At 34.8% G+C, this 15,285-nt stretch carries 12 protein-coding genes; 5 read left to right on the forward strand and 7 right to left on the reverse strand.

Translation table 11 applies throughout. From position 1 onward, the window contains the following. The first annotated feature begins 10 nt into the window (after positions 1 to 10). The 3 genes from lpxB (at position 11) to EKL97_RS09450 (ending at position 3,823) form a co-directional block, all read left to right on the forward strand. Positions 11 to 1,123 carry a lipid-A-disaccharide synthase gene (lpxB, locus tag EKL97_RS09440; RefSeq protein ID WP_126457468.1) on the forward strand — a complete coding sequence of 371 codons (1,113 nt, stop codon included), beginning with the start codon at positions 11 to 13 and terminating at the stop codon, positions 1,121 to 1,123. Between the two features lie 49 nt (positions 1,124 to 1,172). Further along, a complete protein-coding gene (locus tag EKL97_RS09445) occupies positions 1,173 to 1,691 on the forward strand; it encodes a C40 family peptidase (protein ID WP_126562109.1) in 519 nt (172 codons plus the stop codon). 95 nt (positions 1,692 to 1,786) lie between these two features. After that, entirely contained in the window at positions 1,787 to 3,823 is a 2,037-nt protein-coding gene (locus EKL97_RS09450) for a ComEC/Rec2 family competence protein (RefSeq protein WP_126568718.1), read from the forward strand. Positions 3,824 to 3,827: 4 nt separating this feature from the next. On the opposite strand, the gene EKL97_RS09455 is transcribed toward EKL97_RS09450, so the two are convergent. Genes EKL97_RS09455 through EKL97_RS09470 form a run of 4 tightly spaced genes read right to left on the reverse strand, consistent with a single transcriptional unit; the run spans position 3,828 to position 9,866 of the window. Beyond that, entirely contained in the window at positions 3,828 to 4,286 is a 459-nt protein-coding gene (locus EKL97_RS09455) for a thioredoxin family protein (protein WP_126457471.1), read from the reverse strand. Positions 4,287 to 4,330: 44 nt separating this feature from the next. Next, positions 4,331 to 6,136 (reverse strand): peptide MFS transporter, encoded by a 1,806-nt coding sequence (locus EKL97_RS09460; RefSeq protein WP_126554931.1) that lies wholly within the window; start codon positions 6,134 to 6,136, stop codon positions 4,331 to 4,333. 4 nt (positions 6,137 to 6,140) lie between these two features. After that, on the reverse strand, positions 6,141 to 7,685 hold the full coding sequence (locus EKL97_RS09465; protein WP_126568719.1) for a peptide MFS transporter: 1,545 nt from the start codon (positions 7,683 to 7,685) through the stop codon (positions 6,141 to 6,143). A 9-nt stretch (positions 7,686 to 7,694) separates the two neighbouring features. Then, positions 7,695 to 9,866, reverse strand: a complete 2,172-nt coding sequence (locus EKL97_RS09470; protein ID WP_126562111.1) for a S9 family peptidase — start codon at positions 9,864 to 9,866, stop codon at positions 7,695 to 7,697. Positions 9,867 to 10,045: 179 nt separating this feature from the next. Between EKL97_RS09470 and EKL97_RS09475 the strand changes: the two genes are divergently transcribed. Beyond that, positions 10,046 to 11,362: a hydroxymethylglutaryl-CoA reductase, degradative gene (locus EKL97_RS09475; protein WP_126568720.1), complete on the forward strand. Its 1,317-nt coding sequence runs from the start codon at positions 10,046 to 10,048 to the stop codon at positions 11,360 to 11,362. 51 nt (positions 11,363 to 11,413) lie between these two features. Continuing rightward, a complete protein-coding gene (locus tag EKL97_RS09480) occupies positions 11,414 to 12,328 on the forward strand; it encodes a GYDIA family GHMP kinase (protein ID WP_126568721.1) in 915 nt (304 codons plus the stop codon). A gap of 58 nt (positions 12,329 to 12,386) precedes the next feature. Here the strand turns inward: EKL97_RS09480 and EKL97_RS09485 are convergent, their stop codons facing one another. From EKL97_RS09485 to EKL97_RS09495, 3 genes are read right to left on the reverse strand one after another with little or no spacing between them, the layout of a single operon-like run. Then, positions 12,387 to 12,935, reverse strand: coding sequence for a hypothetical protein (locus EKL97_RS09485; protein ID WP_126568722.1), 549 nt, complete (start codon positions 12,933 to 12,935; stop codon positions 12,387 to 12,389). Positions 12,936 to 12,949: 14 nt separating this feature from the next. Further along, positions 12,950 to 13,507: a hypothetical protein gene (locus EKL97_RS09490; RefSeq protein ID WP_158614922.1), complete on the reverse strand. Its 558-nt coding sequence runs from the start codon at positions 13,505 to 13,507 to the stop codon at positions 12,950 to 12,952. 5 nt (positions 13,508 to 13,512) lie between these two features. Further along, positions 13,513 to 15,138, reverse strand: a complete 1,626-nt coding sequence (locus EKL97_RS09495) for a hypothetical protein (RefSeq protein WP_126568723.1) — start codon at positions 15,136 to 15,138, stop codon at positions 13,513 to 13,515. Positions 15,139 to 15,285 lie beyond the last annotated feature (147 nt).

Raw genomic sequence — 15,285 nt, forward strand, 5'->3', positions numbered from 1 at the left:
TCCAACAAACATGAAATACTACATTATAGCAGGGGAAGCTTCAGGCGATTTGCATGGTTCCAATTTAATGAAAGCACTTTATAAAAAAGATCCTAAAGCTGACATTCGGTTTTGGGGAGGCGATTTAATGAATACAACAGGCGGAACCTTAGTAAAACATTACCGAGAATTAGCTTTTATGGGCTTTATTGAGGTAATTTTTAATTTGAAAACTATTTTAAGCAACATCAAAGTCTGCAAAAAAGACATTCTTGAATTTCAGCCGGACATTCTTATTTTCATTGATTATCCTGGTTTTAATTTACGGATTGCAAAATGGGCAAAAGCGTTAGGAATGAAAACGCACTACTACATTTCTCCACAAATTTGGGCTTGGAAAGAAAGCAGAATTACAGCTATCAAGCGTGATATTGATAAAATGTATGTGATTTTGCCTTTCGAAAAAAAATTCTATGAAGACAAACACCATTTTCCGGTAGAATTTGTCGGGCATCCACTGATTGATGCCATCCACAACCAACCCGAAGTTGATTCAATCCTTTTTAGAACAGAAAACCAATTAAACGACAAACCGATAATTGCAATTTTACCCGGTAGCCGAAAACAGGAAATAACTAAAATGTTATCAGTTATGCTCAGTGTGGCAAATGATTTTCCAGACTATCAGTTCGTGATTGCAGGGGCGCCAAGTCAGGAATTTTCTTTCTATAAAGAATTCATCACTCAAGAAAACATTAAATTCATTTCTAATAAAACCTATGATTTACTGCGTAATGCAACAGCTGCATTAGTAACCTCAGGAACGGCAACACTGGAAACAGCGCTTTTCAAAGTGCCGGAAGTAGTTTGCTACAAAGGCAGCTGGGCTTCCTACCAAATTGCTAAACGAATTATTACCCTGAAATACATCTCATTAGTCAACTTGATTATGGATGAGGAGGTGGTGACCGAACTAATTCAAGAGCAATGCAATCCAAAACGCATTCGAGAAGAACTCAAAAAAATATTAGAAATCAACCACCGCAATACTCTTTTAGAAAAATATGCGTTATTAGAACAGCAATTAGGTGGCATTGGCGCTAGTGAAAAAACAGCAAAACTCATCGTGTCTGATTTACTGTAGATTATCTCTTATTTATAAATAGCTCCCTTTACAAAAAAATTACACTCTTTTGAAACATTTTCTATTTCTTGTATTGGTTCTTACCTTTTTTACGGCTTGTAAATCAACTTCCCCGATAACCAACTCGAAAAAAGCAGACCCAAAAGAGCAATCCATTCAATCCGAAAAAAGGAAAGCACAACGTCTGGTCGAACAATTAATCGATGCTGCTGCTGAAAATATTGGTGTGAAATACAGGTATGGCGGGACAACAAAATCAGGTTTTGACTGTTCCGGCTTGATGGTCAACATCTTTGATTCAAATGAAATAAGTCTGCCTCGCACCTCGATTCAACAATCAAAACACGGTATTATTTTAGATCATGAACAAGAAAAAGCTAAAAAAGGGGATCTGATATTCTTTAAAACCAATAGAAACCGACAAATAAACCACGTAGGAATAGTCATTGAAGTCAATGAAGACGAGATAAAATTCATTCATGCGTCGACCTCAAGAGGCGTTCTGATTTCCTCCACAAAAGAAGTGTATTACAAAACCAGATTTGCTCAACTCAACAGGGTTTTATAGCTCGAGTTCTTCATTACTAATCCCTGTGTTTCTATTTCAACCTATTTTCAAAAAAAATAAATTCGTTACGTACTAAAAATATGTACTTTAGAGTCATGAAAGTACTACAATTTCCTTTGGCAAGAATAACAATTGGGTTTGTTTCAGGACTTCTTTTCGCTTTTTACCTGCATCCTCCATTAGCAGCAGTCATTGTTATACTTTTAACCGCTATGAGTCTCTTTGGGGTGTTGTTTTTTTTATCCAAAAAAAGCAACACCCGTACCGCTTATTTTGGTATTGCCACTTATTTTTTGTCTTTTATCATTGGAACCACTACACAAGTAACCCACACGGATTATTTTCAAAAGGACAACTACACCCACAATACAAATGCTTTTGAGCAGCCTCATTCTATTTCTGTTGTTGTTAGAGAAAAGCTGAAAAGCTCCTTATTTAGAGACCGTTATATAGTCCTTGTCAACCATATTAATGAAAAAGAACAGTCTGGCCGATTGCTCCTTAACGTTCAAAAAAATCATTTAAACCCCGTATTTGCAGCAGGAACCCCTTTGCTAATCAAAGGCACGTTGTCAAGGAATAAACAACCTATGAATCCGAATCAATTTGACTACGGCAAATACCTTGAAAACAAACAAATCTATGCACAACTGTTTGCTGCTGGTGATGAAATAAAAATTGGAAATAAAACAGCGAAAAATATCTGGTACTATTCTTCAAAATTGAGAACGCGAATTATTCGGAATTTAGAAAAAAACAACTTCAATAAAACGGAATTGAATGTTGCCATTGCTCTGATCATGGGGCAACAACAAGATATTTCACCTGATATCATGCGGGATTACCAGTATGCAGGAGCCGTACATATTTTATCCGTTTCAGGACTGCATATTGGCTTCATTTTGCTTTTTGTAACTTATATTCTAAAGCCGATTCCAAATACAAAAAAGGGCTCGTTCCTTAAACTACTCCTTATTCTGGCATCTTTGTCTATTTTTGGTATAATTGCAGGTTTAGCACCATCAGTAGTTCGCTCGGTGACTATGTTTTCCTTTGTGGCTATTGGGAATCATCTGCGCAGAAGCGTCAATATTTACCATACTTTATTAGTTTCTGTGTTATTGATTTTGTTTTTTGAGCCTTCGTTTCTATTTGACGTTGGTTTTCAGTTGAGTTACATTGCTTTGTTTTTCATTATTTGGCTGCAACCACTTTTGGCCTCTGTGTGGCAACCAGAAAACAAAGCTTCAAAATACGTCTGGAACATTCTCACCGTTTCCTTGGCGGCGCAAATAGGTACTTTACCCCTGAGTATTTATTATTTTCATCAGTTTCCGGGTTTATTTTTTGTGACCAATCTAATCATTATTCCAGTACTGAGTTTCATAATGATAGTAGGCGTTTTGGTAATGATTTTGGCCGCATTTGACCTTATTCCGGTTTTTCTCTCCCACCTGCTGGAAACCAGTATTTACTATTTAAACAAGATTATCAACGCAATAGCTTCGATAGAACAGTTTATAATTCAAGATATTCCGCTTAATTTATACCTGTTACTCAGCAGTTATTTAGCTCTAATAAGCCTTGTCATTTGGTTTAAAAAACCTACTTTCCACAAATTAGCAATCGCTTTAACTTGTATTATAGTTGTGCAATTTTCTTGTTTTACAACCCATTGGAACGTGCAAAACGAGCAGGAATTTATTGTTTTCAACAGCCGAAAGAATACCTTGATCACTGAACGAAATGGAGCAAATATCATTGTTTACGCCAATGACAGTCTTTTAAAAACGGCACAAGAAAACAGTCTTATAAAATCCTATCGCATTGGAAACCTTAGCACTTTACGACAGAAAAAAGAACTCCGAAATTTCCTGTATTTTAAAGGCGAAAAAATATTTATTGTAGACCATTCCGGAGTGTATCCCAAAAACATCAATCCGGATGTTATTGTATTGACACAATCCTCTAAAATAAATATGGACCGCCTACTCCAAATAATGAAGCCAAAATTAGTTGTGGCTGATGCGTCCAACTTTAAATCCATACAAAAACAATGGAAAGCCAGTTGCGAGAAACAGAAAATCCCTTTTCACGCAACAGGCGAAAAGGGATTTTATAAATTGAATTAATATTTTATTTTTTCAAAAAACCATTTGCAACTGCTAACCAGGCTGCTGGACCGCCGGCTACATACCCCGTACTGCCAATACCTTCAAAATTGACTTTCCCTTCTTTTGTAGTACCATTTGCGAGTATAATAGTTGGAAACCCTTGTATGCCAAAAATTTGTTGTAATTCATTATTCTGCTTTTTTACCTCTTCAGTCTGTGGTACTCGTCTTGGATAATCTAATTCGACCAAAACGACATTTTCTTTTGCCCAAGCTGCAAATTCAGGAGTCTTCAAGACCTCTTTTTGTAACCGGATGCACCAACCACACCAATCGCTTCCGGTAAAAAACATTAATAATGGTTTTTTAGTTAAGGCTGAAACTTCAAGAGCCTTATTGACATTAGTCTCCCACACTAATTCTTGTGCTTCAGCAGCAAACGAACCAACTAACAATAACAACGTTATTATACCTTTCTTCATATCTATTTTTTTACGGTGGACAAATCAAAAATGATGCCTAAAATTTATCGAACACCATGCATTAATTTCTTAATTATTGGAGTCATCAAAACAGAGAACAAAGCAACTACAATAGAGATAATAGTCAACATCCAAAAGAAGTAACTCAATCCGTGTTCATTGGCGATTTTATCTATATTTTCACCAAACATACCTGCACCTTTCATACCAATTGCTACTGCTAAGTACCAAACTCCAAACATAAAGGCAATCATACGGGCAGGAACTAATTTACTTACATACGACAATCCTACCGGTGAGATACACAGCTCAGCCATTGTATGGAAAAGATAAACTAAAATCAACCAGATCATACTTACTGAAGCTGTTTTTGCACCCGCTTCGATTCCGCTTGCCCCAAAAGCGACACAAGCCATACCAAGCGCTAGCAATGCCATTCCGATTCCGTATTTTAAATTTGCAGAAGGATTGTATTTACTTTCCCACCATTTTGAAAACAATGGAGCCAAAGAGATTATGAATAACGAGTTTAAAGTAGAAAACCAAGTGGCAGGAACTTCTGTCAATGCAGTAGTTACTTTATCAATTTTCAATGCTTGCAATGTTGAATCTGATAAAGTAAGATAACCCGCAGTGTAATAATCTTTAGTCAACATCCATAGTGCTATTCCCCAAATAATTATAAAACTGACACTAAGGATCATATTTGCAACAGCATAAAGTTTAAATGTTTGCTTAAATAATAAAATTAAAACCCCGGTAATAATAACCAACGGTAAAATAGTAATTAACGAATTAATCACTAAAAACACCACACTCCAATTGCCTGTTAAAACACGATCCGTATAATCACTGGCAAAAATGGTCAAACTATTTGGTGACTGCTCAAAAATTGCCCAAAAGAAAATGGTAAGAAAGGCAAAAAAGGTAACTGCTATTAATTTTTCTTTAGTAATTTTAGAATATTGAGTAAATCTATAGATTAACAATAAAATAAATACAAGTAGAGCTGAAACAATTGCAATCGCATTTCCATTAGGACCTAAGAAAGAAAAAATATTTATTTTGCCCCCGGATATTTTTGAAGCAGGATCATTTATAAGCCATAATAATGCTAATATAGAAGAGAAGGCTATTGCTGCCAATTGTATTGGCGAAAAAGGATTTCTTTTGTCAGTATCTAATGCTTCTGCTTTCGCTTTGCTTTCTTTATTTGGTTTTAAACCAATATCTCCAAAGATATCCTGAGACAGCCAAAACTGCAACATTCCAAAGAACATAAAAATTCCGGCTAAACCAAAACCGTAAGTCCAACCCACTTTTTCTCCTAAATAACCGCAAAGTAAAATCCCAAAGAACGCTCCGGCATTAACTCCCATATAAAACAAAGTGTACGCGCCATCTTTCTTTTCAGGACGGTCTTTGTACATTTCAGATACGATAGAGGTCATGTTGGGTTTGAAAAAACCATTCCCAAAAACCAACAATACTAATCCTAAATAAATAGAAAATTCTGTTTCAACAGCCATAGAAGCATGCCCTAAAGTCATTAAGCTTGCCCCAACAACAACAGCCCATCTAAAACCAATTACTTTATCCGCAAAATACCCCCCTAACATTGTGGACAAATAAACCAATCCTACATAGGATCCAAATAAGGCAGAAGCATTTTCGCGAGTCCATTCCCAACCACCATCTGTAAAGGAAGCGGTTAAAAATAATATCAACAAAGAACGCATTCCGTAGAATGAAAATCGTTCCCACATTTCTGTGAAAAACAAAACGAACAATCCCGCAGGATGTCCTAAAACGGTATTCTTAAAAAATTGATCTGTTGTATTTTCACTCATCCTATTAATTGTTTAATTCCTTATCAACTCCGTGCATTAATTTTTTGATTACTGGTGAAAGCAGCAGTAAAACAACCCCAAAACCAAGACCCGTATAAAATAAATATTCAAAAAGCACTAAATAACTCTGCTTTGCTAAATTTAAATCAGGTGCTGTACCATTTGAGGTGTCTACCGAAGCAATATTTGCTAAAATAGACGCAATAAATTCAGAACTGGCTGTTGCCAAAAACCAAACGCCCATCATGAACCCAACGATTTTTGCCGGAGATAATTTAGTTACTGCAGAAAGTCCTACTGGTGACAAACTCAATTCTCCACAAGTATGTAAAAAATAAGCCAATATTAGCCAAATCGCTGCTACTTTTCCAGCACCAGAAAGGTTTATTCCCATCACTAATGCTCCAAAGCCTAGTCCTACTAATGCTAATGCTAATGCAAATTTTACAGCTGTATTCGGATTGTATTTCCCTAATTTCGGCCAAATCCAAGCAAAGACAGGCGCTAGCAATATTATAAACAAGGCATTAAAACTTAAGAACTGCCCGGCAGAAACTTCATAACCAAATATAGTTCGGTCTAAAATCCGGTCAGCAAATAAATTCATGGAAGTATACGCTTGTTCAAACAATGCCCAGAAGACAATAGTAAATACGATCAGAATAGTTAACGCAATCAACTGATCACGTGCTTTACCATCGAGTTGTGTAGCTGCGTAATAAACAATATAAATAAAAGAAATTCCACCCGCAATTTTTAAAGCCCATGAAACTGCATCGTGATTTTGGACCATTTGCCAAAACAATACCGTTGACAAAACACTTCCAATATAAATCAACCACTCATTTTTAAATCCAAACAATTTGTTTTCTAGGAAAGAAGGGTTGTTTGATTCTCCTTTTCCCATCAATAATTTTCTGCCGGAAATAAAAGTCAATAGTCCAAAAAACATTCCGACACCAGCTGCACCAAAACCATAACTCCAACCGTACGTTTCGCCCAACCAAACACATATTAGCGTAGCCATAAAAGATCCTAAGTTGATTCCCATATAAAACAACGTGAATCCAGAATCTCTTCGTTTATCGCCTTTTTCATATAATTCTCCCACTAATGAAGAGATATTGGCTTTAAGAAAACCAACCCCGACAATGATTAACGATAATGAAAAGTAAAATATTTGCAAGGCGGTTTCGTCCCGTGTAATTGCGCCGGTAATGGATTGTGTGGCAGCATTTCCTTCATAAGCCATTCCTATATGACCCAACACCAACATAATCCCACCAAAAACAATGGCTTTTCTAAATCCCAGATATTTATCAGCAATAAAACCTCCTAACACTGGAACGGCATACACTAAAGCAGCGTAACTACCAATTAATAAATTCCCCGAAGTATCCGAAAACAAATGGTACTTTGTCAGATAAAAAATCAACAAGGCTTTCATTCCATAAAAGGAGAAGCGCTCCCACATTTCGGTAAAAAACAATATAAAAAGCGCTTTTGGATGTCCAAAAAAATCTTTTTTAATCAATGCGTCGTTCTTCATAAAGCGCTGTTATAAATTTTCTTTGATGAAATTAGTCATTTTTGTGTACAATTGAATTCTGGTTTTCCCACCATAAATTCCGTGATTATTGTCCGGGTAAATTTGGGAATCAAATTGTTTATTAGCCTGAATCAACGCTTCCATCATCTGCATGGAGTTTTGAACGTGAACATTATCATCTCCTGAACCGTGTATCAAAAGGAATTTCCCTTTCAATTTATCTACATGATTTATTGGGGAATTATCATCGTATCCGCTAGCATTTTCTTGTGGGGTCTGCATGTAGCGTTCCGTGTACACACTGTCATAAAAACGCCAGTTCGTCACAGGAGCTACAGCAATTGCCATTTTGAACGTATCATTTCCTTTCATGATGCAATTAGACGCCATAAAACCACCATACGACCAGCCAAATATACCAATTCTAGCCTTATCAACAAATGCGTAATTTCCTATTACTTTCGCAGCATCAATTTGATCTTCTACTTCGTATTTCCCTAATTGCAGTTGGGTTACTTTTTTGAAATCAGCTCCTTTAAAGCCAGTTCCGCGCCCGTCAACACAAGCTACAATGTATCCTTGTTGCGACAACATCATAAACCAATATTCATTAGAACTTCCCCATCCGTTCACAACCTGCTGAGAACCTGGACCAGAATACTGAATCATAAAAACAGGATATTTTTTAGTTGGGTCAAAATCTTTTGGTTTAATCATCCAAGCATTGAGCTCATTCCCTTTTGCTGTCTTTAAAACAAAAAACTCTTTAGCCGGTAAATCATAGTTTTTTAGCTTTGTTGCCAAATTTTCATTGTTTTCAATAACTTGAACTTGTTTTCCAGCCTTGGCCTCGTTCAATGTATACGTCGGAGGTAGAGACGCACTAGAAAACGTATTGATGTAGTATTGGAAATTCGGACTGAATGTTGCCGCATTAGTTCCTGTATTTTGTGACAAACGGACTTTGTTTTTTCCGTCAAGACCTATTCTATAAACATCTCTGTTAATAGATCCGTTTTCTACCGACTGATAGAAAACTGTATTTGTTTTTTCGTCTAAACCGTAATAATTCGTCACTTCCCATTTTCCTTTGGTCAGTTGGTTTTTCAATTTTCCATTTTTATCATATAAATAAATATGATTGAAACCGTCTTTTTCGCTGGTCCAAATAAAACTGTTGTCTTTCAAGAAAGTCAAGTTATCTGTCACATCAACGTAGGCTTTGTCTTTTTCGTTCAAAACTACTTTTACAGCTCCTGAATTTCCATCGATAAACAACAAATCCAAATTGTTTTGGTGGCGATTCAATACCTGTGCTGATAGTGTATTCTCATCATTTGTCCATTTCATTCTGGCAATATAAAAATCGTTATAATTCCCAAGATTTATGTTTTTTACTGCATTCAAATTTACATCATAAATATGTAAAGAAACTAGAGCATTCTTCTCCCCGGCTTTTGGATATTTGAACGTTTGCATCGTTGGGTACAAGTCTTTTCCAAACATTGACATCGAAAATTCCGGAACCTGACTTTCGTCAAAACGTATGTAGGCTACTTTTTTGCTGTCAGCACTCCAGTCAAAAGCCTTTACAAAAGCAAATTCTTCTTCGTAAACCCAATCCGTAATACCATTAATAATACTGTTTTTTTGTCCGTCTGTAGTTATTGGAGTTGATTTATCAGCAGCTAAATCATGTACATACAGATTATTTTCTTTGGCGTATGCAATCTTTTTCCCATCAGGTGAAAAAGTAGGCTCCTGAACGGGAGAATCGAATAGTTTTCTTAATTTCTTATTGGCAATGTCATATAAATAGTAATCCGCTGTAAAGGAGTGGCGGAAGATTTGATTGGTATTGCAAGCCAATAGAATCATTTTTTCTGAAGCGTCAAACGTATAACTGTCAATCCCTCCTGATAATTCGGCGTACGATTTTGTATCTATTAATGTAGACACTTTTTTTAAAGTTGCAAAATCATACAAATCAATCTGCATGCTTCTGGACTGTCTGTCGGTATTCAAAACCGTATATTGATTTGTGTTTTTCAACGACTGCAATTCATCCATGCCTTGCGCCCGAAAAGTGCCGTTATAAATGGCATCAATGGTGATTTTTTGCTGCCCTGCAACTGCAAAACAAACGAATAAAAATAATGCAATAATTTTTCTTGAATACATGATATTTATTTAAATATAAAAACCGTCAATTTTAGTGAAAAATTTACAATAATTTCACATTATATGTGTTAAATCTTAAAAACAATATTTTAAACCACCTTTTATTGAGGATAATAGGATTGCTACTAAAACGGCTAAAACCGTATATTTGCATTTAATTATACTATAATCAATTGAAAATGAATAAGGCCATTAGCGGATTTTCTAAACTATCCAAAGAAGAAAAAATTAAATGGATTGCCGATCAATATTTTTCAACACCCACAGAAGCCATCGCCTTGCTGAAAAACTACTGGAATTCTGATGAAAAAATACAGAAATTACACGATGAATTCATCGAAAACACGATAACCAATTTCTACATACCGCTTGGAGTTGCTCCTAATTTCCTGATTAATGGAAAATACAGCACGATTCCCATGGCTATTGAAGAAAGTTCTGTGGTTGCCGCTGCCGCAAAAGCTGCTAAATTTTGGTCCACGCGTGGCGGATTTAAAGCAACCGTAATCAATACTGAAAAAATTGGTCAGGTTCATTTTATTTATAAAGGTGATGTTTCAAAATTGAATTTGTTTTTTGTCCAACACAAAAATAAATTCTTTTCAGAAACCGAGTCGATTACCACAAATATGCAAAAACGTGGTGGCGGAATTTTAGACATTATTTTAAAAGATAAAACCGATTTATTGCCCCATTATTTTCAGCTGCATGCCACTTTTGAAACCAAAGACAGCATGGGCGCTAATTTTATCAATTCGTGTCTGGAACAGTTTGCTAAAACCTTAAAAGAAGAAGTCCAAAACTATAGTCTATTCACCGAATCAGAAAAAGAGATTGAAGTAGTAATGAGTATCCTTTCGAATTACGTTCCTAATTGTATCGTAAGAGCCGAAGTTTCTTGTCCGATTGCTGACTTGGAAGAAAAACACATTTTAAATCCTCAAGAATTTGCAGAGAAATTTGTGCAAGCCGTACAAATCGCCGAAGTCGAGCCGTACAGAGCCGTTACGCATAACAAAGGAATCATGAACGGAGTAGATGCGGTAGTTTTGGCAACTGGGAATGATTTCCGCGCTGTCGAAGCCGGAATTCATGCCTATGCTTCCCGAAACGGAAAATATTCCAGTCTCTCCCACGCCAAAATAGAAAATGGTATTTTTACTTTTTGGCTAGAAATCCCTTTAGCATTAGGAACTGTTGGTGGTTTGACTTCCTTACATCCATTGGTAAAATTATCCTTAGAAATGTTAGAAAAACCTTCTGCCAAGGAATTAATGCAGTTTGTAGCCGTAGCCGGTTTAGCCCAAAACTTTGCCGCATTGCGTTCTTTGACTACCACAGGAATTCAGGAAGGACACATGAAAATGCATTTAAATAACATCATCAACCAATTTGAAGCTACTGATGAAGAACGTATTTTAATCCAGAAACATTTTAGAAAAAATGCCGTTTCGCATAGCGCTGTGGTCACCTATATTGAAAGTTTAAGAAAATAATTTTATCTTGAAGCAACAAAGAATAAGGTTGCTTCGTTCCTCGCAAAGACAATGAAGAAAACATTTTACAGTAACGGAAAACTTTTAATCACAGGTGAATATCTAGTCCTTGATGGCGCCAAAGCGTTTGCATTACCAACAAAAATGGGGCAAAACCTCATTATAGAAAAGGGAAATAATAAGGAAATCATCTGGAAAAGTTATGATGCAGATGGAAGTATTTGGTTTGAAGACACTCTTTTATTTTCTGATATTTCAAAGGAAGTTCAAACTAAAAATGAATCGGTCAAGGCTACACTTAAGATTATTTTGCACGAGGCATTCAAATTAAATCCGGGTTTCATTTTAAATTCAGAGGGATACACAATCACGACTGAACTTAGCTTTCCCAAAAGCTGGGGTTTGGGCACGTCATCGACTTTGATAAACAACATTGCTCAGTGGTTAGACATCGATGCTTTTACATTACTTAAAAACAGTTTTGGAGGTAGTGGTTATGATATTGCCTGTGCACAAAACGACACCCCTATTGTCTATCATTTGGAAAAAGGTACTCCTATTGTTGAAAAAGTATCTTTTAATCCGGATTTTACTAACAATCTTTACTTTGTCTATCTGAATAAAAAGCAAAGCAGCAAAAGCGCAATAACAGCCTACGATATGAATAAAAAGAATAATCTCCCGAGAACGATTGCTTTAAATGACGTGATAACCTCTGAAGTTTTGAATGCGACTACAATTCAATCTTTTGCTGCAGCACTACAAAAACACGAAGTACAAATGAGTATTGTTCTGGAAACACAAACGATAAAAGAGTCTTTGTTTCCAGATTTCAATGGCGTGATAAAAAGCCTGGGAGCTTGGGGAGGCGATTTTGTAATGGCAATTGCAATTGAAAATCCAACTGACTATTTTATTTCAAAAGGATATGAAACTATCATCTCGTACAAAGAGATAATTCTATAAACAAAAAAAATCCCGTTTAGTTTTATACCAAAAGGGATTTTTAATTTATCCTGATAGACTAAAAAGTATAGCCAATCCTTAAATGTAAATCAGCAGCGGTTTCCCATTCTCGTATTTCAAAATAGTATCTTTTACCTAAACCAATTCCTAATTCATAATTAAAATTACTTTCAGAAATCGATCTTCGGATTCCCCATTTTGGAATTAAGGTCATTTGATTAGATACATTTACGTTATCTCTATTAGAAATAACAAACCAATCGGGATAATAATTAATCCCAAGTGTCAAAAAATTGGCACTGTTATTTTTGATAACTTTTCCTGTAGCCTCTCTTTTTACAATATTGTAATACCATCTTGGCTCTAAACCTAATTTGGGTGTTAATGCATAAATTGTTTTTCCGACAAAATCTCCACCACGTACACCACCATCAAAACCTATTTCTGACCTAAGCACTAATTGGTTCGACAATCTTGATTCATGATTTATCCAAAGGCCAAAAAAACCAGCTTGAACATTATAAATAGATTTTTCTAAACCCTCGTTTTGCGCACTAGCTACGTCACAAAAGAGTAGCAACATAAATAAATAAATTATTTTTCTCATTTTTTTGTTTTTAGTTAAAAAATTATTCCAAACGATAAGCCAAAGGCTGTAATCTTATAATTCCCTTCGTTTTGGTGCTTTATTAATTCTATGTCTTTAGACTTTTTAAACAAGTCAACATAGTATGAAATCTTCTCATTATCGGCAAAAATTAATCCGACACCTAATTTAGATGAAGTTCCATTCCCATCAAATGAATCTGACCATTTTATATTTTTACCGGTTTGCAAATAAGCAAATAAGCAATTATCTCTGTCTTGATTAGAAAAAACTCTTATATCTAAAAGGATTGGAGTTGACAAAAACGTTTCTTTTATGTTATAATCAATACTAATTCCTGTAGAAAGTGCTATAAAATCCCAAAAAACTAATCCATGAATCGTGTTCAAATCAAAACTAGAACCGTCTGATTTCTTTTCATCATCTTTTCCGAATTTTGAAAAATAACTTTCTGTATTTTTTGTAATAGAAAGGGATGTCATATTTAAATAGCTAACAGTGGATTCCATTTTGTCTTGTGACAAGAGAAAATTATATTGAATTAAAAAAAATAGTACACAAATATTTTTCATATTGATTAATCTATACCATCATGAAATTTACTACCATGCCATTCACTACCATGCCTTACTGCCCCAATCATTTTTACTTTGAAATTTTTTGGTCTAATTAATTGGTCGCCAGCACCTATGTTAGAAATTTCCCAAGTTCCGCCAGAATCCCCAGCACTTAATTTAATTTCTGCGCCAAAATCAAATGATTTTTCCCTAACACCTATATTTAAACCTTGATTAAGAACTGACTTTTGAATTATCACTTTTCCTGTATGAGGAAATTTAGCAACAAATGTGCGATTTGCCGGAGGAGTATAGCTATTATTTCCCAATGCACTACGTAGTTGAGCAGTTATGCTTGAATACAAACCATTATAAAAATATTCGTTTAGTTTACTTGCTTTTAAACTACTGTCAATTCCTCCTTGAACTGCATCGTCTAATAAAGGCCAGCCAGTCCCAAAAAACTCAAAAGTCAATCCTAAACCATCGTTTTGAAAAATTTGGTTTAAAGAAGAATGATTTAAATCGGTATAGGTATATCCTCCAATAGTTAAAGAGTTGGGTTGATATAATATTTTTTTGTCATTTAAATAATATGCTTTTTCTTGAAGTTGATTATATGTCATTGCACTGTTAAGTAATTTATCTACATCATATTCAAATTGTGCAGCTTCAACTACTAATCGGATTTCATCTGTCGCTTCAACTCTCCAAAATCCAGTCCAACCTCTATATTGATTAACACATTTTACTCCCAAATGATAAACAAGCAAATAATTATAATTAAATGCTTTCGTTTTAACTCTTCGTCTAGTTTCATATGCATCTATGCAAACATTATTATCTCCAAAAAGACTTCCAAAAATTCCACTATGTGGATCGCAATCACTTAAATTTGATAAAAAACCGCTGTAACTAGGATCTGTAGAAACAATTGAACTTGAAGTCGGAGTATAACTACTAACTCCACCAAAAACACTACCCTCATTACTTTCAATTGGTTGCATTTTGAAATAAACTAAATCAGAATCAATATACGTAACACCTCCATTAGGGTATGCATCTAAAATTCTCTCTTTAGCAGTCTGTGGAGTTTCAACCATTAAATCGCTAGAAATATCATTTAAATTCAAATAATCTTCTAAGACGGTATATTTTTCCTCATCCGCAATAAACAAACCAACGTCCGTATATTTATAAATTTCAAAACCTACTTGAATTTCACCATCAGAATTAAGTAATGAAGCGAAAGTATCGTCTCCAATAATATCTTCTATTTCATCCAAATAATTAAAACCAACTTCCATATTAGCAGAAGATGATATTTTACTACTAGAAATAGTACTTTTGTAACGAATTTGATCATTTATTTTTTTTCTATACTGCATGTACAAAAAATCTTCATTTTTTTCAGTAACAATAGGCCTTAATGAATAAAACCCCTCTTCATAGAAAGGCTGTAAAAAAACACTTATTTTTTCATCCGATTCATCAGCATATTGTTGATAAACCCTAACAAAAGCATCTTTGCTCTGAAAAAATAATCTACCATTTTTAATAACTACATCATCTTTAAAAGTAGAGCTTACTAAATTTGAATCGAATTTTTCAGTTTCGCAAGAACTAAAGGACAAACAAACTAACATAAGTATCAGTATAGCAACGACACTTTGTTTGTTTGTTTGTTTGTTTGTTTGTCATAATTTTTGGTTTTTTTTATTAATTTATTTTTTTAAGAATCTTCTTAAAAGTTTATTTAAAACTACAACAAAATCTTACTTTTTTTCTTTACT

The organism is Flavobacterium sp. LS1P28 (genome assembly GCF_003970335.1).
In the GTDB taxonomy this organism is placed as follows: domain Bacteria; phylum Bacteroidota; class Bacteroidia; order Flavobacteriales; family Flavobacteriaceae; genus Flavobacterium.

Excerpts from the sequence above, each read along its gene's own strand:
- lpxB (WP_126457468.1), top strand. The coding sequence starts at position 11 with ATGAAATACTACATTATAGCAGGGGAAGCTTCAGGCGATTTGCATGGT.
- EKL97_RS09450 (WP_126568718.1), top strand. The coding sequence starts at position 1,787 with ATGAAAGTACTACAATTTCCTTTGGCAAGAATAACAATTGGGTTTGTT.
- EKL97_RS09455 (WP_126457471.1), bottom strand. The coding sequence starts at position 4,286 with ATGAAGAAAGGTATAATAACGTTGTTATTGTTAGTTGGTTCGTTTGCT.
- EKL97_RS09460 (WP_126554931.1), bottom strand. The coding sequence starts at position 6,136 with ATGAGTGAAAATACAACAGATCAATTTTTTAAGAATACCGTTTTAGGA.
- EKL97_RS09465 (WP_126568719.1), bottom strand. The coding sequence starts at position 7,685 with ATGAAGAACGACGCATTGATTAAAAAAGATTTTTTTGGACATCCAAAA.
- EKL97_RS09470 (WP_126562111.1), bottom strand. The coding sequence starts at position 9,866 with ATGTATTCAAGAAAAATTATTGCATTATTTTTATTCGTTTGTTTTGCA.
- EKL97_RS09475 (WP_126568720.1), top strand. The coding sequence starts at position 10,046 with ATGAATAAGGCCATTAGCGGATTTTCTAAACTATCCAAAGAAGAAAAA.
- EKL97_RS09480 (WP_126568721.1), top strand. The coding sequence starts at position 11,414 with ATGAAGAAAACATTTTACAGTAACGGAAAACTTTTAATCACAGGTGAA.
- EKL97_RS09485 (WP_126568722.1), bottom strand. The coding sequence starts at position 12,935 with ATGAGAAAAATAATTTATTTATTTATGTTGCTACTCTTTTGTGACGTA.
- EKL97_RS09490 (WP_158614922.1), bottom strand. The coding sequence starts at position 13,507 with ATGAAAAATATTTGTGTACTATTTTTTTTAATTCAATATAATTTTCTC.
- EKL97_RS09495 (WP_126568723.1), bottom strand. The coding sequence starts at position 15,138 with ATGTTAGTTTGTTTGTCCTTTAGTTCTTGCGAAACTGAAAAATTCGAT.